Here is an 18,312-nt window from a genome sequence, read left to right on the forward strand (position 1 = left end):
GGCCGCGCCTTGCGGTTCCCCGGCGCAGGCCCACGCGAGAGTGTGGGTCAGCAGCGATGGAAACGCCCATGCGATCGGACCTCGACCTTGAACTTGTCGCTCTGACCAAGCGGTACGGCCAGAGCCTTGCGGTGGATGGCATCCACCATCTGTTTCACGCGGGCAGCTATGCCTGCCTGCTGGGTCCGTCGGGCTGCGGCAAATCCTCGACGCTCAGGATGATCGCGGGCCACGAGGACGTTTCGGACGGCGCCATCGTGCTGGGCGGTCACGACATCGCGCATCTGCCGCCCGCGAAACGCGGCACCGCGATGATGTTCCAGAACTACGCGCTGTTTCCCCATCTCAGCGTCACCGACAACGTGGCCTTCAGCCTGAAAATGAAGGGCATCGACCGCGACATCCGCCGCAGGCAGGCGGGCGAGATGCTGGAACTCGTGCACATGCAGCATCTGGCCGACCGGCTGCCCGCGCAGCTTTCGGGCGGCCAGCAGCAGCGCGTGGCGCTGGCGCGGGCGCTGATCACCCGGCCGCAGGTGCTGTTGCTGGACGAACCGCTCTCCGCGCTCGACCCGTTCCTGCGCATCCGCATGCGGGCCGAGCTCAAGAAGCTTCAACGCGAACTGGGGATCACCTTCATCCATGTCACCCATGGCCAGGACGAGGCGCTGGCGCTGGCCGACGAGATCGTGGTGATGAACAACGCCCGCATCGAACAGGCCGGCCCCGCGCGCGAGGTGTTCAACGCGCCGCGCACCGAATTCGTCGCGCGTTTCATGGGCGGGCATAACGTGATCGCGCTGCCGCAGGGCCATTTCGCCATCCGCGCCGACCGGATCGCCCTGACCGGATCCGAAAAGGGCAGGCTGGAAGGCCGGGTGACAGGCATCGAATACCAGGGCGCCAGCGTCGCGCTGACCCTGCTGGCCGCGGGCGATCAGGAGATCACCGCGCTTCTGCCCGAGGAGCAGTATTTCGTCCAACCCATCCAGCCCGGCGACAGCGTCGGGCTGAGCTGGGACGACGCCAACCTGCACGCGCTTGGCGCGTGACACCAGACGTCCATCATGGAGAGACAGATGACCCAAGCGACCAAGACCGGCCTGAGCCGCCGGACCCTGCTGACGGGCGCCGCCGCGGGCGTGGCGGCCAGTGCCTTCCCCGCGCCGATGATCTGGGCGCAGAACATCAAGGACATCACGCTGCGCCAGTTCGGAACGGGGGTGTCGAACCTCAACGAGGTGGCGCAGAAGGTGAAGGAAGAACTGGGCTTCACGCTGGAAATGACAGCACTTGACAGCGATGCCGTGACCCAGCGCGCCGCGACCCAGCCGAAATCCTTCGACATCGCCGATATCGAATACTGGATCTGCAAGAAGATCTGGCCCACCGGCAACCTTCAGGCGATGGATACCTCGAAGATCGCGAATTACGACAAGATCGTGGGCATCTTCCGCTCGGGCAAGCTGACGCCGGAAAGCACCATCGCGCAGGGCACCGCGCCGCATAGCGTGGGCTTTACCTCCGGCCCCGGCGGCAAGGATTTCGTGGCCGAAGAGTCGGGCTGGATGACGCTGATCCCGACGATCTACAACGCCGACACGCTGGGCATCCGCCCCGACCTGATCGGGCGGCCCATCGAAAGCTGGACGGAACTGTTGAACCCCGAATTCAAGGGCAAGGCGTCGATCCTCGACATCAGCTCGATCGGCATCATGGACGCCGCCATGGTCTGCGAGGCGATGGGCGAGATCGCCTATGGCGACAAGGGCAACATGACCCGCGAAGAAATCGACAAGACCATGGCGATCTTCACCGAGGCCAAGAAGGCCGGCCAGTTCCGCGCCTTCTGGAAGACCTTCGACGAAAGCGTGAACCTGATGGCGAGCGGAGAGGTGGTGATCCAGTCGATGTGGTCGCCCGCCATCACGGCGGTCAAGTCGCGCGGCATCCCCTGCGTCTACCAGCCGCTGAAAGAGGGCTACCGCTCCTGGGGTGGTGGCATCGGGCTGTCGGCGAACCTGTCGGGGCTCGCGCTGGACGCGGCCTATGAATACATCAACTGGTATCTCTCGGGCTGGGTCGGCGGCTTCCTGATGCGGCAGGGCTATTACTCGGCGGTGCCCGAAACGTCGAAGGACTTCATGTCCGAAAACGAATGGGGCTACTGGTTCGAGGGCAAGCCCGCCACCGACACCATCACCAACCCGCAGGGCCAGCCGATGGCGCAGGCGGGCGACGTGCGCGATGGCGGATCGTTCCACGACCGCATGGGCGCGGTCGCCTGCTGGAACGCGGTGATGGACGAGAACCAGTACATGGTCCGCAAGTGGAACGAGTTCATCGCCGCCTGACGGCCTGACCAGACCCGGCGCGCGCCCGAGCCTTGCGCGCGCCGGTCCTTGCCCTTTGCGACAGGACATGCCGATGGCCGCACTTCTCAAGAACCGACATCTGACGGGCTGGCTCTTGGCCTCGCCGCTGGCGGCGGTGCTGGCGTTCTTTCTGGTGCTGCCGATCCTGATGATCGTGGTCGTCAGCTTCTGGGGCGCGACCGAATTCTCGATCTACCCGGCCTTTCAGTTCGACAATTACCACTTCCTGCTGACCTCGCCCGTCACCTTGCAGGTCTTCCTGAACACGTTCAAATACGCGCTGGTCACCTGGGCGCTGACGCTGGGCATCGGCTTTACCGTCGCCTATTTCCTGGCCTTCCATGTCCGCAGCCAGACCTGGCAGATCGCACTGTTCCTTTTGTGCACGATCCCGTTCTGGACATCGAACATCATCCGCATGATTTCATGGATCCCGTTTCTGGGGCGCAACGGTCTGGCCAATTCCACGCTGATTTCCTGGGAGGTGATCGATGAGCCGCTGGAATGGCTGCTGTTCTCGGATTTCTCGGTGATCCTGGCCTTTGTCCACCTTTACACGCTGTTCATGGTGGTGCCGATCTTCAACACCATGATGCGCATCGACCGCAGCCTGATCGAGGCCGCCAATGACGCGGGCGCCACCGGGTTCCAGATCCTGACCAATGTCATCATCCCGCTCTGCAAGCCCGGCATAATGATCGGCTCGATCTTCGTCGTCACGCTGGTCATGGGCGATTTCATCACCGTGCGCTTCATGTCCGGCAGCCAGTCCGCCAATGTCGGGCGGCTGATCTCGAACGACATCGCACTTCTGCAATACCCCTCGGCCGCGGCGACGGCGGTGATCCTGCTGGTCACGGTGCTGATGGTGATCGGCACGCTGCTGCGCTTTGTCGATATCCGCAAGGAGCTGTGACATGGACCGCCGCCGCCCCCGTTCCTTCTATCCGCTGGCTGCCTTTTTCGCGCTGTTCCTGCTGTTCCTTTACGGCCCCACCCTGACAATCGCGATCCTGTCCTTTCAGGGGCCAACTGGCGGGCTGACCTTTCCGATGCGGGGCGTGTCGCTGCACTGGTTCCACGACCTGTTCCAGCAACAGGCGGTGGGCGATATCTGGGGCAGCTTCCGGCGGTCATTCGCGCTGGGGCTGATGGTGATGGTGACGACCGTCGTCGTCTCGGTCATGGGCGGGCTGGCCTTTCGCAAGCGGTTCGCAGGCTCGGGCGTGCTGTTCTACCTTGTCGTCACGGCGCTGGTGATCCCCTCGATCCTGATCTCGCTGGGGGTGGGGCTGATCTTTAACCAGACCGGGCTTGACGTGCACTGGTCGACCAGCGGTTTTGGCGCGCAACTGACCTGGACGCTGCCCTTTGGCCTGCTGATCATGTTCGCGGTCTTCAACCGCTTCGACAAGAGCTATGAGGAAGCCGCCCGCGATCTGGGCGCCAGCCCCTGGCAGACCATCGCCCATGTCGTGCTGCCGATCATCGCGCCCTCGCTGATCGGCGTGGCGCTGTTCGGCTTCACGCTTTCCTATGATGAATTCGCCCGCACGCTGCTGACCGCGGGCAGCCGCAACACCCTGCCGCTGGAGATCTACGGCATGACCACCAATGTCACGACGCCGGTGATCTTTGCGCTGGGAACGCTGACGACACTGTTCTCCTTCCTTGTCATCGGGGTCTTCCTGACCACCGTCTGGGCGCTGAACCGCCGCCGCGCGCGGGCCGGGTCGGATGCGGGCAAGGGGATGGTCTAGGCGCATGGGCTACGTCTTCATCAACCCCAATTCCACCGCCGCGATGACGGACCAGGTGCTTGCCATGGCCCGCGCCGCCCGGCCCGGCGCCCTGTTCGAGGGCTGGACCTCGACCCTTGGCCCGGCTGCCATCCAGGGCTCCGAGGATGGCGCGGCCGCGGTGCCGCCCCTGCTGGACCTGGTCGCGCAGGCCGATCGGGCGGGCGCTGCGGGGGTTGTGATCGCCTGTTTCGACGATACCGGCCTTGACGCGGCGCGGCGGCTGGCGCGCTGTCCGGTGATCGGCATCGGGCAGGCGGCCTTTCATATCGCGGCGCTGCGCGGCTGGCGGTTCTCGGTCGTCACCACGCTGTCGGTTTCGGTGCCGATCATCAAGGACAATATCCACGGCTCGGGTCTTGGCGGGCATCTGGGCCGGGTGCGCGCCAGCGCCGTGCCGGTTCTGGCGCTGGAAGAGGATCCCGACGCCGCCTTTGCCCGCATCGCCGACGAGGCCGCGCGCGCGGTGTCCGAGGATGGAATCGACGCCGTCGTCCTGGGCTGTGCAGGCATGGCGCGGCTGACGGGGCATCTGCGCGCAAGCCTTCCGGTGCCGGTGATCGACGGCGTGGAAAGCGCGGCCCGGCTGATCGCGGCGCTCTGAGACGTCAGCCCGCCTTGGGCGGCCATTCGGCGCCGCGGGCCTCCATATAGGGGCGGAAATATTCGCGGAAGGCGGGGAAGCCCTCGGCCAGCATCAGGAATTCCTCGCGGTTCAGCACGAGAACCCTTGTGTCCTCGACCGCGCGCACGGTGGTCTTGCGCCGCGTCGCGCCAAGGATCAGCCGCTCGCCGAAATGCCCGCCGGGGCCGATCCGGCGCACATGGCGCTCTCCGGTCGCCGGGTCGGTCCGCTCCATCTCGACCGCGCCCGAGATCACCGAATAGAACCCGTCCGAGCGGTGGCCGGCCTCATAGACGATATCGCCCGCGCGGAAATGGGCATAGCGCATCGGCGCGCGCGGCAGGGCACGCAACTGCACGACGCTGCGCGCGCCCAGCATGTCCAACGTCCAGTTCACCATGACCTTGATCCGCGTGCCTATCCCCGGCAGCAGCGCCAGGTAATAGGACCGCCACAGCACCCAGGCCGGGAAACCGGTCAGTTGCATCCCGAACACCTCGGCCACGCCGCGATGCGCGCCGAGCGATGCCAGCGATCCGCGCGAGCGGTAGGCGAAGGGCCTGACCGGCTTGCCCCTGACGGCGGCGGCGATGTTGCGGGCAATGCGCTCGGCCTCGCGCACGGCGAATTGCGCGGTGGGCGGCGCGAAATCGGTGCGCGCCTCGGCGCCGTCCTTCAGCGGGATCAGCGCGCAATCGCCCAGCGCCCAGACATTGTCATGCCCCTTGACGCGCAGCGTGCGGTCCACCGCGATGCGGCCATGCTGGCTGGGCAGGCCCATGCGCGCGACAACCGGCAGGGGCGAATTGCCGATGGTGGCAACGATGGTGCGGGTGTCGATCACCTCGCCGGTCGTGGTGACAAGCTGCGTGCCCGTGGCCGAGGCGACGCCGGTGTTCAGCTTGAGCTCGACCCCGTGGCGGGTCAGGTGACCGGCGGCATAACGCGCCAGCCGCTCGGGCATCTCGTTCAGGATGCGCGGGGCGAATTCGACCAGTTGCACCCGCACCTCCGAGGGGTCGATGCGGGGATAGAATTTCAGCGACCGGTCGATCAGTTCCTTCATCTCGCCCACGGTCTCGACCCCCGAGAACCCGCCGCCGATCACGGTGAAGGTCAGCGCGCCGCGCTTGGTCGCGGGCACCTGGCTGACCTGGGCATGTTCGAGCTGCTCGATCACATGCTCGCGCAGGCGCCGCGCATCCTCCAGCGTCTTCATCTTGAGCGCGTGTTCCTCAAGCCCCGGGGTGCGGGACAGATCTACCCCCTGCCCCAGCGCGATCACCAGATGGTCATAGCGCACCTCGGTCGGGCGGCGCTGGATGCCCTGGAACACGGTGACGATGCGGCGTTCGAAATCCACGCTGTCGATCTGCGCCTTGCGCACGAACACGCCCCTGAGCAGAAACCGCAGCGGCGAAACCGCATGGCCCGGCGTGATCGAGCCCGCGCCGACCTCGGGCAGAAGCGGCTGAAAGACGAAATAGTTGTCTGCATTGATCAACTCGACCCGCACCGACTTGCCCAGCCGCTTTCGCAGCGCCCGCGCCGCATACATGCCGCCGAAGCCGCCCCCCAGAACGACGATCCGATCCGCCATGGCGATCCCTTTCTTGCTGCGATGCAGCATAACGCGTCCGGCGCCACGGGCCAGAGGCATTCGCCGCATGCCGCGATTGCCCTTTTCGCAAGGCTGTGGCAAGGCCCGCCCGATGACACTGTCCCGCCCCCTTTCAGCTTATCTGGCGTTCTGCCGCTGGCTTGACCGCGCCGCGCTGGCCCTGTGCATCAGCGCGGGCCTGTTCCTGACCGGCGCGGTGCTGGCCATCGTGGTGCTGCGCTACGGCTTTGGCATGGGCTTCATCCAGTTGCAGGATGCCGCGGGTTATGCCTTTGCGGTGCTGGTGGCGTTCTCGTTGCCGGTGACGCTGGCGCGCAACGGGCATGTCCGGGTCGAGGCGATCTCGGAACGCCTGCCCACGGCCTATCTGCGCGCGGCCGATGCCGTTGCGCTGGTCCTGTTCCTGATCCCGGTCTTCGGCCTGATGATCCGCGCCTACTGGCCGGAGCTTGCCTATTCCTGGTCGATCCGCGAAGGCTCGGTCGAGACCGGGGGCATGCCGGGGCTCTACCTCGTCAAGACCGCGCTGCCGGTGGCGGCGGCGATGATGATCCTGCAAGGCATCGCGCAGCTCCTGACCCCGAGGGTCAGCGAATGACCGGGGCCGAGGGCTTCCTGCTGGCGATGGGCCTTGGCCTGTTCGCGGGTATCCTGAGCGGCATCCCGGCGATGCTGGCGATCGCGGGCGTGCCGCTGGTCACGGCGCTGATCGCTGCGGCGTTCGGTATGTTCGACCTTTCATTCCTGAACTTCTATCCCGCGCGGGTCTGGGGGGTGATGTCGAACCGGCTGTTGATGGCAGTGCCCCTGTTCATCCTGATGGGCGTGCTGCTGGAACGCGCGCGTCTGGCCGAGCGGATGCTGGGCGTTCTGGCGCGGCTGACCGGCGGATCGTCGCGCGGTATGGCGCTCAGCGTGCTGGCCTTTTCGGCGCTGATCGCGGCGTCCACCGGCATCATCGGGGCGACCGTGGTGATGCTGGTGCTGATCGGCCTGCCCGCGATGCGCGCGGCGGGCGTGGACAAGCGGCTTGCGGCGGGGCTGATCTGCGCCTCCGGCACGCTGGGCCAGGTGATCCCGCCCTCGATCGTGCTGGTGCTGCTGGGCGACCAGATCGGCAATGTCTATCTCGAGGCGCAGCAACGCGCGGGCAATTTCGCCCCCGATGCCGTCTCGGTCGGCGATCTTTTCGCGGGCGCGCTGGTCCCCGGCCTGATGCTGGTCGCCTTCTACGCGCTTTACGTCGCGTTGCGGCTGAGGCCCCTGCCCGGCGCAACCCGCGCCCCGCGCGACCCCGTGCCCGCGGCCGAAGTGCTGTTCACCTTCCTGCCGCCGGTCCTGCTGATCGCGGCGGTGCTGGGCTCGATCCTTGCGGGCGTCGCCACCACCACCGAGGCCGCGGGGCTGGGCGCGGTCGGCGCGCTGTTGCTGGCCGCCCATGCGGCCGAGCCGCTGCGCGCGGGCCGCTGGCTGATCGCGGGCGCGGGCCTCGCGGCGCTGGCGCTGGTGGGGATCGGCATGGGCGGCATGGGCCGCGCCGCGCCGGGCAGCCCCGCGGCGCTGGCGGCACTGGGCGCCGCGCTGGTGATCGGGCTCGGCACGCTCTGGGGGGCGGTGCGGCTCTGGGGGGCGGGACTTCTGCAAGGCGCGATGACCGAGACGATCCGCATCTCGGGCATGGTCTTCGGCATCGTGGTCGCGGCCTCGCTTCTGGCGCTGGTGTTCCGCGGCTTCGGCGGCGACCGGATGGTGGCCGAGATGATGGCGGCCCTGCCCGGCGGCACCTATGGCGCGATAGCGCTGGTGATGGTGCTGATCTTCCTGTTGGGGTTCCTGCTGGAAGCGGTCGAGATCATCTATATCGTGGTCCCCCTGCTGGGGCCGCCGATCCTGGGCACCGACATCTCGCCGATCTGGTTCGCCATCCTGATCGCGATTAACCTGCAAACCTCGTTCCTGACCCCGCCCTTCGGGTTTGCGCTGTTCTATTTCCGCTCTGTCGCGCCGCGCGACATCACCACGCTCGACACCTATCGGGGCGTTGTCCCCTTTGTCCTGTTGCAGTTGGCGGCCCTTGGGGTTCTGATCGCCTGGCCCGGGCTTGCCACATGGCTGCCGCACCAGATTTTCCGCTGAGACCGAAGAGGACCGACATGGACCGCAGAACCTTCCTGACCACTGGCGCCGGTGTCGCCGCCGCTGGCACGCTGGCCGCCCCGGCCGTTGCGCAGGGCAAGATCACCTGGAACCTGCCCACCGCCTTTCCAAAGAACGCCCCCGCCGTCGGCACCAATGTCGTGACCTTCGCCGAGAAGGTCGCCGCGATGTCGGACGGCCGGCTCAGCTTTACCGTGCATGGCGCGGGCGAACTGGTGCCCGCCTTCGCGGTCGAGGATGCGGTTCAGGCAGGCAACGCGCCGGTGGGCCACGGGCCGACCTATTACGCGGCGGGCAAGAACCCGGCGCTGCACTGGTTCACGGGCGTTCCCTTCGGGATGACTTCGGCCGAGCATTTCGCGTGGCTGCGCTGGGGCGGCGGACAGGCGATCTGGGACGAGATCTATGCCCAGCGCAATCTCAAGCCCTTCTATTCGGGCAATTCCAACACCCAGTCCGGCGGCTGGTTCAAGCGCCCCGTCGAAAGCGTCGACAGCCTGCGCGGCATGAACATGCGCATCGCCGGGCTGGGCGGCGAGATCTATCGCAAGCTTGGCGTGAACGCTGTGCTGATGCCCCCGCCCGAGATATTCCAGGCGCTGCAATCGGGCGCGATCGACGCCGCCGAATGGGTCGGGCCGATGCTGGATCAGGCCTTCGGGCTGCAAAAGCTGACGGATCTGTGCTATGTTCCCGCCTTCAACGAGCCGGGCGCGGGGCTGGCCATCGTCTTCAACGCCGATGCCTGGGCCGAACTGACCCCCGACCTGCAAGCGATCTGCGAGGCGGCGGCCTATGCCGCAGCCCTCGAGGTGCAGGCGCAGTTCGACTATTACAACGCCAAGGCGATGGCCGATCTCAAGGCGCAGGGCGTGCGGTTCCTGCCCTTCCCCGAGGACGTGATCGCCGCGCTGCGGAACGCCTGGGCCGAGGTTCAGGACGACCTGACCGCGGCGAATGCCGATGTCGCGAAGGTGCGCGAAAGCTATGACGCCTATCTGGCCCAGGCGCGCGACTATGCCGGCGAAATGACCCTGCCGCTGCTTGCGGGCCGGATCTGAGCATCGGGGCCGGTCGCCCAGGCGGCCGGCCCTAGCCTTCGCGGGTCTCGCCTTCGAGGATCGCGGCCAGCCCCGCCCGGTAATCGGGATGGCGCAGGTGGATGCCGAGTTCCGTCTTGATCCGGTCGTTGCGCACCCGCTTGGATTCCGCGTAGAAACTGGCGGCCATCGGGCCCAGATCGGCGGCCTCGAACGGGATCTCGGGCGGCACCGGCAGGCCCAGCATCCTCGCGGCAAAGGCGATCACGTCCTGCGCGGGCGCGGGTTCGTCATCGGCGACGTTGTAGACCGCACCGGGATTCGGCCGCGCCATCGAGGCGGCAAGCACCTGCGCGATATCCTCGACATGGATGCGCGAGAAGACCTGCCCCTCCTTGACGATCCGCTGCGCATTGCCCTCGCGCAGCCGGTCGATGGCAGACCGGCCCGGACCATAGATGCCCGGCAGCCGGAAAATGTGCAGCGGCAGGCCCAGCCCCGCCCATTCCGCCTCGGCCGCCACGCGTGCCGCACCGCGCCCGGTGGCAGGCGTCAGCGGCGTCGCCTCGTCGACCCAGCCGCCCCGATGGTCGCCATAGACCCCCGTTGTGGACAGGTAGCCGACCCAGACCAGATGCCGGGCCGCGCACAGCGCCTCGCCCAGCGCGGCCACCACCGGATCGCCACCAGCCCCGGGCGGCACGGAACTCAAGACATGGGTCGCCGCGGCCAGCGCCGGGCGCAGATCGTCGCCGGGCCAGATCACCGGCTCGACCCCTTCGGCGCGCAGCTCGTGCGCCCGCGCCGGGCTGCGGGTAGTGCCGATCACGCGCCAGCCCGGGCCAAGCACCCGGCCCAGTTCGCGCGCGGAATAGCCATGCCCGATGGAAAGAAGCGTTCCTGTCATGCGCCCAGCATCGCGCGCCCGGCGCCGCGCGGCAAGGGGGCGCGCGCAGGGCTTGCGCCGGGCGGCCAAAGCGTGAAACCTGTCCCGGCACAGCCCAGGGACGCCACATAGATGCAGGACCATGCCGATGAACTGCCGCTTGTCGGCCCCGAACTGCCCGGAGCGGAGGCGTTCACCGATGCCGGGGCGGCGGTCGCGCGTCTGGCCGGGATCTACCAGACCTCGCGCAGTTTCCTGCGCGAGCGTTTCCGCGAAACCCTTGCGGGCCAGGCGCCGAGGGCACGGTTCCGCGCGGTCTATCCGCAGGTGCGCTTTTCAACCGCGACCCATGCGCAGGTCGACAGCCGCCTGAGCTTTGGCCATGTCGCCGAGCCCGGAACCTATGCCGCGACGATCACGCGGCCGGACCTGTTCGCCAATTACCTGCGCCAGCAGATCGGCCTGTTGATCGCCAATCACGGCCAGACCGTGGTGATCGGTCCGTCAGAGACGCCGATCCCGGTGCATTTCGCGGTGACGGGCGAAACCGGGCTGTCCGTCCCGCAAGAGGGCGTTCTTGACTATCCGCTGCGCGATCTGTTCGACGTGCCCGATCTGAACACCACGAACGACGACATCGTGAACGGCACGCTGGCGCTGGCCGAGGGGGCTGCCCGCCCGCTGGCCCCCTTTACCGCGCAGAGGGTGGATTATTCGCTGGCGCGGCTTGAACATTATACCGCCACGGCACCGGAACATTTCCAGAACCACGTCCTGTTCACCAACTACCAATTCTATGTCGAGGAATTCGAGGCGTTCGCCCGAGCCGCGCTGGCCGATCCGGCCTCGGGCTACACCGCCTTCGTCGGCCCCGGCAATGCCGAGATCACCGCGCCCGACGCGCCCCTGCCCGCCCCGGCCAAGCTGCCGCAGATGCCGACCTATCACCTGAAACGCGCCGACGGGCAGGGCATCACGCTGGTCAATATCGGCGTCGGCCCCTCGAACGCAAAGACGGCGACCGACCATATCGCGGTCCTGCGCCCGCATGCCTGGATCATGGTCGGCCATTGCGCCGGGCTGCGCAACAGCCAGCGGCTGGGCGATTTCGTGCTGGCGCATGGCTATCTGCGTGACGATCACGTTCTGGACGACGATCTGCCGGTCTGGGTGCCGATCCCGGCGCTCGCGGAAATCCAGGTGGCCCTTCAGGAGGCGGTGGCGCAGATCACGCAGCTTGACGGCTATGAACTCAAGCGCATCATGCGCACCGGCACGGTGGCCACCATCGACAACCGCAACTGGGAGCTGCGCGACCAGTCCGGCCCGGTGCAGCGGCTGTCACAGTCGCGCGCCATCGCGCTGGACATGGAAAGCGCGACCATTGCGGCCAACGGGTTCCGGTTCCGGGTGCCCTATGGCACGCTTCTATGCGTATCGGACAAGCCGCTGCATGGCGAACTCAAGCTGCCGGGCATGGCCAGCGACTTCTACAAGACCCAGGTCTCGCGCCATCTGGCCATCGGAATCCGCGCGATGGAGCGGTTGCGCGACATGCCGCTGGAGCGGATTCACAGCCGCAAGCTGCGCAGCTTCGAGGAAACGGCCTTCCTCTAGGCGGAAAACGCCCACAAAATGCGTGAAAACCGGTGATTTCAATCCACAAATCGTTGTGTGCCGCCGCAATATCGAGTTTAATCCCCAGGATGAGCCCCCACAGAGGGCACGAACGAGGAGACCCTAGATGTCGAAACCGATGACCAAGACCCAGCTCGTCGCGGCCCTGGCCGAAGAAATGGGCGCTGACAAGAAGACCGCGACGGCGGCACTGGACGCGGTGACCAGCATCATCACCCGCGAAGTGGCGGCGGGCGGCTCGGTGACCCTGCCGGGCGTGGGCAAGATCTACTGCCGCGAGCGGCCCGAGCGCATGGTGCGCAACCCTGCCACCGGCGAGCAGTTCCAGAAGCCCTCGGACAAGGTCGTCAAGATGACCATTGCCAAGGCCCTGAAGGACAGCGTGAACGGCTGAGGCCCAAGCCTTTCCGCGCTGCCGGAAACGGTTCAGGGTCGCCCGCGTGGCGGCCCTTTCGCTTTGGGGGGAGCAATGGATCTGCGCGCGCTGGCGATGGGCCTGGCCTTCGCCTTCATCTGGGCCTCGGCCTTCACCTCGGCGCGGATCATCGTCGCCGATACCCCGCCCCTTGGCGCACTGGCGCTGCGCTTCCTGATCTCGGGGCTTCTGGGCATCGGGATAGCGCTGGCGCTGGGGCAAAGCTGGCGGCTGACGCGCGAGCAATGGCGTGCCACGCTGATCTTCGGCATCAGCCAGAACGCGCTGTATCTGGGCCTGAACTTCGTCGCGATGCAAACGCTCGAAGCCTCGATGGCGGCGATCATCGCGTCCACCATGCCGCTTCTGGTGGCGCTGTTCGGCTGGCTGGTGCTGCGCGAAAAGGTGCGGCCGCTGGGCACGCTGGGGCTGGTGATCGGTTTTGCCGGGGTGGCGATCATCATGGGCAGCCGGATCACCGGCGGCGTCGATCTCTATGGGTTGTTGCTGTGCATCGGCGGGGTCTTTGCGCTGACCGCGGCGACGCTGGCGGTCCGGAGCGCCTCGTCGGGCGGCAATGTGCTGATGATCGTCGGGCTCCAGATGCTGGTGGGCGCGGCGGCGCTGGCACTGGCCTCCGCCGTAGCGGGCGAAAGCCCCGAGGTGCGCTGGGGCTGGCCGCTGGTCCTTGCCTTTGCCTACACGACGATCTTTCCGGGTCTCGTCGCCACGCTGATCTGGTTCCTGCTGGTGCGCCGGATCGGCGCGGTGCGGGCGGCGACCTTCCACTTCCTCAGCCCGTTCTTCGGCGTGTCCATCGCCGCGCTCCTGCTGGGCGAGACGCTGGGGCCGCTGGACGTGACGGGTGTCGTCGTCATCATGGCGGGAATCCTGGCCGTGCAATTGTCGAAACAGACCCGCACGACCGCGCCGTCCGACCGCCAAGGCTGACCGTCCACGGGGGCGCTCGCCCGTAAAGCGTTGGATAACGCCGCGCCGCCCCCTATGCTGGTGCCCATGACCCCCTTTGACGAGCCGCAAACCACACCCCCTGCTCCGAATGCCGCCGGGCCGGACCTGGCCGCGCTGATCGCCTGCCCGCGCTGCGATGCGGTCTATCGCGCGGTCCAGCCCGGCCCCGGCGAGCGCGCGGTCTGCGCATCCTGCAAGACGGTGCTGATCGCGCCGCGTCGCCGGGCGGGCCAGCACCTGATCGCGGTCGCCGTGGCGGTCGTGGTGCTGGTGGTGGCGGCAACGCTGGCCCCCTTCCTCGCCATCGAGGCGGCGGGGCGCAGCAATGCCAGTTCGGTGCTTGACGCCGCGCTGGCCTTTGCCGCAACCGGGCCGGTCGCGATCCTTGCGCTGGCGGTGGCGGCGCTGATCGTCTTCATCCCGGTGCTGCGCGCGCTTCTGGTGATCTATGTGCTCGGCCCGGTCGTTCTGGACCGTCCGCCCGCGCCCCATGCCGCCGCCGCGTTCCGGCTGTCCGAGGACCTGCGGCCCTGGTCGATGGCCGAGATCTTCGTCATCGGCTGTGCGGTCGCGCTGGTCAAGATCGCCGATCTGGCGCAAGTCCATTTCGGCCCCGCCTTCTGGATGTTCGCCGCCCTTGTCGTTCTGGTGGTGGTGCAGGACGGATTCATGTGCAGGTATTCGGTATGGAAATCGCTGGAACGCTGAGAACCGCGCGCGAGATGGGGCTGGTGGCCTGCACAAGCTGCACCCGGGTCTGGCCCGCGGGCACGGATCGCTGCGGGCGCTGCGGGCATCGGTTGCACACGCGCGCGCCGATGGCGCTGCAACGGGTCTGGGCGTGGTGGCTGGTCGGCGTGATCGCCTATGTGCCCGCCAATCTCTACCCGATGCTGTCCACCCGCACGCTCGTCGCCTCGCAGGAGGCCACGATCATCGGCGGCGCGGTCGACCTGGCCCGCCACGGCAACTGGGGCATCGCGCTGGTGATCCTGACCGCCTCGGTCGCAATCCCGCTGGGCAAGTTCCTGGCCATTGCCATGCTGGCGCTGGGCGTGCGCCATGGCAGCGCGCTGTCCGGCAGCCGCCGCCAACAGCTTTACCAGGTGGTGGAATATATCGGCCGCTGGTCCATGATCGACGTCTTCGTGGTCGCGATCCTTGCCTCGCTGGTGCAGCTTGGCGCCGTCGCCTCGGTCAGCCCGGGCCCGGCCAGCCTGTTCTTTGCGCTTTCGGTGATCTTCACCATGCTGTCGGCACAAAGCTTCGACAGCCGCCTGATCTGGGACGCCGCGCGGGAGGGGCGCCGCGCATGACCGACCTGCCGCCCGAAACCCCCGTCGAGCCCGCCCGCCGCAGCCTTGTGGAACGGCTCTCCATCGTCTGGGTGATCCCGGCCGCGGCGCTGGCGATCGCGCTGGGGGTGGCCTGGAACAGCTATGCCGAACGCGGCCCGCTTCTGGAGCTGGTGTTCGAGACCGCCTCGGGCATCCGCGCGGGCGAGACCGAGCTGCGCTATCGCGACGTGACCGTGGGGATCGTGGAAAGCGTCGCCTTCACCGAGGGGCTGGACCGGGTGCTGGTCGGCGTCCGGCTGGATCGCGACGTGGCCGAATTCGTGGACGAGGACGCGCAATTCTGGGTGGTCCGCGCCGAGGTGACGCCGCGCGGCGTGTCGGGGCTGGAAACCGTGCTGTCGGGCACCTTCATCGAGGGCATCTGGGACGACACGCCCCGCGGCTTCGTCCAGCGCCACGAGGCTTCGACCACCGCACCGCTGAACCGCGAGGGGCGCGCCGCGCTCCGGCTGCGGTTGCGTGCGGCAGGCTCGGCCTCGCTGACGGCCGAGGCGCCCATCGTCTATCGCGGCATCGAGGTCGGCCGGATCGGCCGGGCCGAAGTGTCCGAGGACGGCGCCACGGTCGAGGCCGAGGCCATCATCTTCGCCCCGCATGACCGGCTGATTTCCTCGGCAACGCGGTTCTGGGATACCTCGGGTTTCCGCTTCTCGCTGGGGCCGGGGGGCGCGCGGCTCGATTTCGACTCGATCGCCTCGCTGGTCTCGGGCGGGATCACCTTCCGCACCGTGGTTTCGGGGGGCGCGCCGGTCGAGCCGGGCACGCAGTTCAACGTCTATTCCGACGAAGCCGCGGCGCGCGCCAGCCTGTTCGGCGCGGATGAGGGCGAGTTGCTGACGCTGACCGTGATCTTCGAGGAGAATGTCAGCGGTCTAGCCGTGGACGCGCCCGTGGACCTGGGCGGCATCCGCATCGGCAAGGTCACGGCGCTGGGCGGGATCGTGGATGCCGCGCGCTTCGGCGACGAGCGGGTGCGCCTGACCGCGACGCTGGCGATCCGGCCGGGCCAGTTGGGCCTTGACGGCAGGCCCGACCCCGAAGCCGCGCTTGATTACCTTGCCGCCCGCGTGGACGAGGGGCTGCGCGCGCGGCTGGTCACGGCCTCGCTGCTGACCGGCGGGCTGAAGGTCGAACTGGTCGAGATGGCCGATGCGCTGCCCGCCGCACTGGATCGCGCGGCAAGCCCGAACCCGGTCCTGCCGACCGCGCCGGCCGAGATCGCCGATGCCGCCGCCACCGCCGAGGGGATCTATAACCGTATCAATGCCTTGCCCATCGAACAGGTGATGGAAAGCGCCATCGCCGCGCTCGACAATATTGCCCGTCTGGCGGGAAGCGAGGATATCCGCGCCGTGCCGGGAGAGGTGCGCGCCCTGCTGGGCGAGGCGCGCGGGCTTGTCGGCACCGACGAGGCGCAGGCGCTGCCCGGGCGGCTCTCGGCGGCGGTGGGCGAACTGGAAACGCTGGTCGCGCGGCTGAACGAAAGCGATGCCGCCGGGCGGCTGGGCGCGGCCATCGACGCGGCCGCCGCCGCCGCCGCACGGGTCGAAAGCACGGTCGAGGGCGTGCCCGACCTGGTGGCCCGCCTGACCGCAATCGCCGAGAATGCCGAGACCGTGCCGCTGGACGAACTGGCCGCGCGGCTTTCGGCGCTGATGGACGCGGCCGCGCGGCTGGTCGATACCGATGCCGCCCGCGCCCTGCCTGCCGATCTGTCGGCCGCGCTGGCCGAGTTGCGCAATGTGCTGGCCGAGCTGCGCGACGGCGGCGTGATCGAGAACGCCAATGCAACGCTCGCCTCGGCACGGGCCGCCGCCGACGGGTTCTCGGCCGCCGCCGAAGACCTGCCCGCCCTTCTGAACCGTGCCCGCGCCGTGCTGGACGAGGCCGCCGCCACGATCCGCGACTATGACGCGACGCGCGGGGTCGGTCGTGACCTTGGCCCCGCGATCCGCGAGGTCGAGCGCGCCGCCCGCGCCGTCTCGACGCTGGCGCGGACGCTGGAACGCAATCCCAATTCGATCCTGTTCGGACGCTAGAGATGAAACACGCCCCCCTGCTCGCCCTTGCGCTGGCCACCCTTGCCGCGGGCTGCGCCGGCACCCCGCCCCTGCGCTACACCGTGCCGGAAGCGCCGGTCGCAGGCCCGCGCCTGCCCTCGGCCTTTGCGACCATCGCGCTGCGCGAGGTGGCGCTGCCCGCCTATGCCGCTTCGGACGAAATTCATGTCCGCGGCGCGGACGGGGCGCTGGCGCCCGCGCCCGCGGTGCTCTGGGCCGACGATCCGGCCCGCGCGATCACCGGCGATCTGGCGCGCTATCTGGGCCGGATGACCGGCGCGACGGTCGCTGCCGAACCCTGGCCCTTCTTCGAGCGCGCCGATGCCACGCTAGAGGTGCGCGTTTCCGACATGCTGGCCGAGACGGAAGGCCGGTTCCGGCTGTCGGGCCAGTATTTCGTGGCCCCCGAACAGGGGCGGCGCGGGCGTTCGGGCAGCTTTGCCATCACGACTGCTATTGTCCCGGGCGGGGGCCCGGCCGCCATCGCCGCCGCGCGCGGCGAGGCACTGCGCGACCTTGCGGCGCTGATCGCGCGCGAAGGGCTGCGTTAGAGTCGGCGCGGCGAACCGAGCGTCTATCTCGTGCCGTCGATCTGGCCGTTGCCCGCAGCCCCGGTCCGCGGCCCCTCCGCGACCCAGAGTTCCAGCCGACCGGGTCTTGGCTTTCTGGGCGAGTCGGTGAAATCGCGGGCCACACCACCCAGCCGCCGGGCCAGCATCCGGGCCGCCTCGGCATCCTGGCGGTAGAAAAAGCGCACATCGGTTTCGCGGATCGCAACCCGCACACGGGCGGGCTGTGCCATGTCGTACCCGGCCCTGACCAGCGTCGCGACCACTTGGGCCACGCCGCCCTCGGACACCGAATGCGGAATGAAGACGCTGACGAAGACGTCCTTTACCGGCGGCAGCGGCGCCTTCGCAGGTTGGGCGTCCGGCGGACGGACGGGGAAAGACATGTCCGCCGGAGCGCGCGGCGGCCCCGCCACGGAAACGGCGCCTTCAGGCGCCGGAAGCCTCGCGGCCGGTGGATCCGCTTGCGGGGCGGTCGCTGCCGGGCCGCCGACCCAGGGGGCGGCAATGGGCACAGGCGCGACCGGGACCGAACCGGCAAACGCCGCAGGTGGCGTGGACAGACGGGCGGCCCGGGGAGGGAAGACCGGACCCGGAAATGCGGCTGACAAGGGGAACGACGCCGCCTCGACGAGAGGCGCCCGGGACAGGGCATGTGCGACCGTCATTGCGGCTGGCGGGCGCAATAGACCCGCCGTCGCAACCCGGGCGGGGGGCAGGTCGGGCATCGTTCCGGCCGCGCGCATCGTTCCGGGTCCGGCCGGGCCGATGGGAGGCGGATCGGGTCCGGCTGTCCC

At 68.3% G+C, this 18,312-nt stretch carries 18 protein-coding genes; 15 read left to right on the forward strand and 3 right to left on the reverse strand.

Features of this window, described 5'->3' with window-relative positions; genetic code table 11:
• Positions 1–68: 68 nt before the first annotated feature.
• From NHN26_RS10350 to NHN26_RS10370, 5 genes are all read left to right on the forward strand, one after another.
• Positions 69–1,052: an ABC transporter ATP-binding protein gene (locus NHN26_RS10350; protein ID WP_253089408.1), complete on the forward strand. Its 984-nt coding sequence runs from the start codon at positions 69–71 to the stop codon at positions 1,050–1,052.
• A gap of 27 nt (positions 1,053–1,079) precedes the next feature.
• Positions 1,080–2,354 (forward strand): ABC transporter substrate-binding protein, encoded by a 1,275-nt coding sequence (locus tag NHN26_RS10355; RefSeq protein ID WP_253089409.1) that lies wholly within the window; start codon positions 1,080–1,082, stop codon positions 2,352–2,354.
• 73 nt (positions 2,355–2,427) lie between these two features.
• Complete coding sequence (locus NHN26_RS10360) at positions 2,428–3,291, forward strand: ABC transporter permease (protein ID WP_253089410.1); 864 nt, start codon at positions 2,428–2,430, stop codon at positions 3,289–3,291.
• 1 nt (position 3,292) lies between these two features.
• Positions 3,293–4,135, forward strand: coding sequence for an ABC transporter permease (locus NHN26_RS10365; RefSeq protein ID WP_253089411.1), 843 nt, complete (start codon positions 3,293–3,295; stop codon positions 4,133–4,135).
• Between the two features lie 4 nt (positions 4,136–4,139).
• A complete protein-coding gene (locus NHN26_RS10370) occupies positions 4,140–4,778 on the forward strand; it encodes an aspartate/glutamate racemase family protein (protein WP_253089412.1) in 639 nt (212 codons plus the stop codon).
• A 4-nt stretch (positions 4,779–4,782) separates the two neighbouring features.
• Here the strand turns inward: NHN26_RS10370 and NHN26_RS10375 are convergent, their stop codons facing one another.
• The gene (locus tag NHN26_RS10375) at positions 4,783–6,399 is read right to left on the reverse strand and encodes an FAD-dependent oxidoreductase (protein ID WP_253089413.1); all 1,617 of its coding nucleotides are present in this window, start codon (positions 6,397–6,399) and stop codon (positions 4,783–4,785) included.
• A 112-nt stretch (positions 6,400–6,511) separates the two neighbouring features.
• Between NHN26_RS10375 and NHN26_RS10380 the strand changes: the two genes are divergently transcribed.
• Genes NHN26_RS10380 through NHN26_RS10390 form a run of 3 tightly spaced genes read left to right on the forward strand, consistent with a single transcriptional unit; the run spans position 6,512 to position 9,638 of the window.
• Positions 6,512–7,018, forward strand: coding sequence for a TRAP transporter small permease subunit (locus tag NHN26_RS10380; RefSeq protein WP_253089414.1), 507 nt, complete (start codon positions 6,512–6,514; stop codon positions 7,016–7,018).
• Positions 7,015–8,556 carry a TRAP transporter large permease gene (locus NHN26_RS10385; RefSeq protein WP_253089415.1) on the forward strand — a complete coding sequence of 514 codons (1,542 nt, stop codon included), beginning with the start codon at positions 7,015–7,017 and terminating at the stop codon, positions 8,554–8,556. Before NHN26_RS10380 ends, NHN26_RS10385 begins: the two co-directional genes overlap by 4 nt.
• Positions 8,557–8,573: 17 nt before the next feature.
• Complete coding sequence (locus NHN26_RS10390; protein ID WP_253089416.1) at positions 8,574–9,638, forward strand: TRAP transporter substrate-binding protein; 1,065 nt, start codon at positions 8,574–8,576, stop codon at positions 9,636–9,638.
• A gap of 31 nt (positions 9,639–9,669) precedes the next feature.
• Here the strand turns inward: NHN26_RS10390 and NHN26_RS10395 are convergent, their stop codons facing one another.
• Positions 9,670–10,524 carry an SDR family oxidoreductase gene (locus tag NHN26_RS10395; RefSeq protein ID WP_253089417.1) on the reverse strand — a complete coding sequence of 285 codons (855 nt, stop codon included), beginning with the start codon at positions 10,522–10,524 and terminating at the stop codon, positions 9,670–9,672.
• Positions 10,525–10,635: 111 nt separating this feature from the next.
• On the opposite strand from NHN26_RS10395, the gene NHN26_RS10400 reads away from it, so the two are divergent.
• The 7 genes from NHN26_RS10400 (at position 10,636) to NHN26_RS10430 (ending at position 17,497) form a co-directional block, all read left to right on the forward strand.
• Positions 10,636–12,120: an AMP nucleosidase gene (locus NHN26_RS10400; protein ID WP_253089418.1), complete on the forward strand. Its 1,485-nt coding sequence runs from the start codon at positions 10,636–10,638 to the stop codon at positions 12,118–12,120.
• 127 nt (positions 12,121–12,247) lie between these two features.
• A complete protein-coding gene (locus NHN26_RS10405) occupies positions 12,248–12,535 on the forward strand; it encodes an HU family DNA-binding protein (RefSeq protein ID WP_132694502.1) in 288 nt (95 codons plus the stop codon).
• A 75-nt stretch (positions 12,536–12,610) separates the two neighbouring features.
• Positions 12,611–13,507 (forward strand): DMT family transporter, encoded by an 897-nt coding sequence (locus NHN26_RS10410; RefSeq protein ID WP_253089419.1) that lies wholly within the window; start codon positions 12,611–12,613, stop codon positions 13,505–13,507.
• Between the two features lie 66 nt (positions 13,508–13,573).
• The gene (locus tag NHN26_RS10415) at positions 13,574–14,236 is read left to right on the forward strand and encodes a paraquat-inducible protein A (RefSeq protein WP_253089420.1); all 663 of its coding nucleotides are present in this window, start codon (positions 13,574–13,576) and stop codon (positions 14,234–14,236) included.
• Positions 14,215–14,844 carry a paraquat-inducible protein A gene (locus NHN26_RS10420; RefSeq protein WP_253089421.1) on the forward strand — a complete coding sequence of 210 codons (630 nt, stop codon included), beginning with the start codon at positions 14,215–14,217 and terminating at the stop codon, positions 14,842–14,844. The genes NHN26_RS10415 and NHN26_RS10420 overlap by 22 nt, the downstream gene beginning before the upstream one ends.
• Entirely contained in the window at positions 14,841–16,925 is a 2,085-nt protein-coding gene (locus tag NHN26_RS10425; RefSeq protein ID WP_253089422.1) for an MlaD family protein, read from the forward strand. The genes NHN26_RS10420 and NHN26_RS10425 overlap by 4 nt, the downstream gene beginning before the upstream one ends.
• A gap of 2 nt (positions 16,926–16,927) precedes the next feature.
• Positions 16,928–17,497, forward strand: coding sequence for a PqiC family protein (locus NHN26_RS10430; protein ID WP_253089423.1), 570 nt, complete (start codon positions 16,928–16,930; stop codon positions 17,495–17,497).
• 23 nt (positions 17,498–17,520) lie between these two features.
• Here the strand turns inward: NHN26_RS10430 and NHN26_RS10435 are convergent, their stop codons facing one another.
• A complete protein-coding gene (locus tag NHN26_RS10435) occupies positions 17,521–17,901 on the reverse strand; it encodes a hypothetical protein (RefSeq protein ID WP_253089424.1) in 381 nt (126 codons plus the stop codon).
• Between the last annotated feature and the right edge of the window lie 411 nt (positions 17,902–18,312).

The organism is Rhodovulum tesquicola (genome assembly GCF_024128855.1).
GTDB classification, from domain to species: Bacteria; Pseudomonadota; Alphaproteobacteria; order Rhodobacterales; family Rhodobacteraceae; genus Rhodovulum; species Rhodovulum tesquicola.

What these genes read in the sequence shown, in the direction of transcription:
- NHN26_RS10350 (WP_253089408.1), top strand. Translation starts at nt 69, where the DNA reads ATGCGATCGGACCTCGACCTTGAACTTGTCGCTCTGACCAAGCGGTAC.
- NHN26_RS10355 (WP_253089409.1), top strand. Translation starts at nt 1,080, where the DNA reads ATGACCCAAGCGACCAAGACCGGCCTGAGCCGCCGGACCCTGCTGACG.
- NHN26_RS10360 (WP_253089410.1), top strand. Translation starts at nt 2,428, where the DNA reads ATGGCCGCACTTCTCAAGAACCGACATCTGACGGGCTGGCTCTTGGCC.
- NHN26_RS10365 (WP_253089411.1), top strand. Translation starts at nt 3,293, where the DNA reads ATGGACCGCCGCCGCCCCCGTTCCTTCTATCCGCTGGCTGCCTTTTTC.
- NHN26_RS10370 (WP_253089412.1), top strand. Translation starts at nt 4,140, where the DNA reads ATGGGCTACGTCTTCATCAACCCCAATTCCACCGCCGCGATGACGGAC.
- NHN26_RS10375 (WP_253089413.1), bottom strand. Translation starts at nt 6,399, where the DNA reads ATGGCGGATCGGATCGTCGTTCTGGGGGGCGGCTTCGGCGGCATGTAT.
- NHN26_RS10380 (WP_253089414.1), top strand. Translation starts at nt 6,512, where the DNA reads ATGACACTGTCCCGCCCCCTTTCAGCTTATCTGGCGTTCTGCCGCTGG.
- NHN26_RS10385 (WP_253089415.1), top strand. Translation starts at nt 7,015, where the DNA reads ATGACCGGGGCCGAGGGCTTCCTGCTGGCGATGGGCCTTGGCCTGTTC.
- NHN26_RS10390 (WP_253089416.1), top strand. Translation starts at nt 8,574, where the DNA reads ATGGACCGCAGAACCTTCCTGACCACTGGCGCCGGTGTCGCCGCCGCT.
- NHN26_RS10395 (WP_253089417.1), bottom strand. Translation starts at nt 10,524, where the DNA reads ATGACAGGAACGCTTCTTTCCATCGGGCATGGCTATTCCGCGCGCGAA.
- NHN26_RS10400 (WP_253089418.1), top strand. Translation starts at nt 10,636, where the DNA reads ATGCAGGACCATGCCGATGAACTGCCGCTTGTCGGCCCCGAACTGCCC.
- NHN26_RS10405 (WP_132694502.1), top strand. Translation starts at nt 12,248, where the DNA reads ATGTCGAAACCGATGACCAAGACCCAGCTCGTCGCGGCCCTGGCCGAA.
- NHN26_RS10410 (WP_253089419.1), top strand. Translation starts at nt 12,611, where the DNA reads ATGGATCTGCGCGCGCTGGCGATGGGCCTGGCCTTCGCCTTCATCTGG.
- NHN26_RS10415 (WP_253089420.1), top strand. Translation starts at nt 13,574, where the DNA reads ATGACCCCCTTTGACGAGCCGCAAACCACACCCCCTGCTCCGAATGCC.
- NHN26_RS10420 (WP_253089421.1), top strand. Translation starts at nt 14,215, where the DNA reads ATGGAAATCGCTGGAACGCTGAGAACCGCGCGCGAGATGGGGCTGGTG.
- NHN26_RS10425 (WP_253089422.1), top strand. Translation starts at nt 14,841, where the DNA reads ATGACCGACCTGCCGCCCGAAACCCCCGTCGAGCCCGCCCGCCGCAGC.
- NHN26_RS10430 (WP_253089423.1), top strand. Translation starts at nt 16,928, where the DNA reads ATGAAACACGCCCCCCTGCTCGCCCTTGCGCTGGCCACCCTTGCCGCG.
- NHN26_RS10435 (WP_253089424.1), bottom strand. Translation starts at nt 17,901, where the DNA reads ATGTCTTTCCCCGTCCGTCCGCCGGACGCCCAACCTGCGAAGGCGCCG.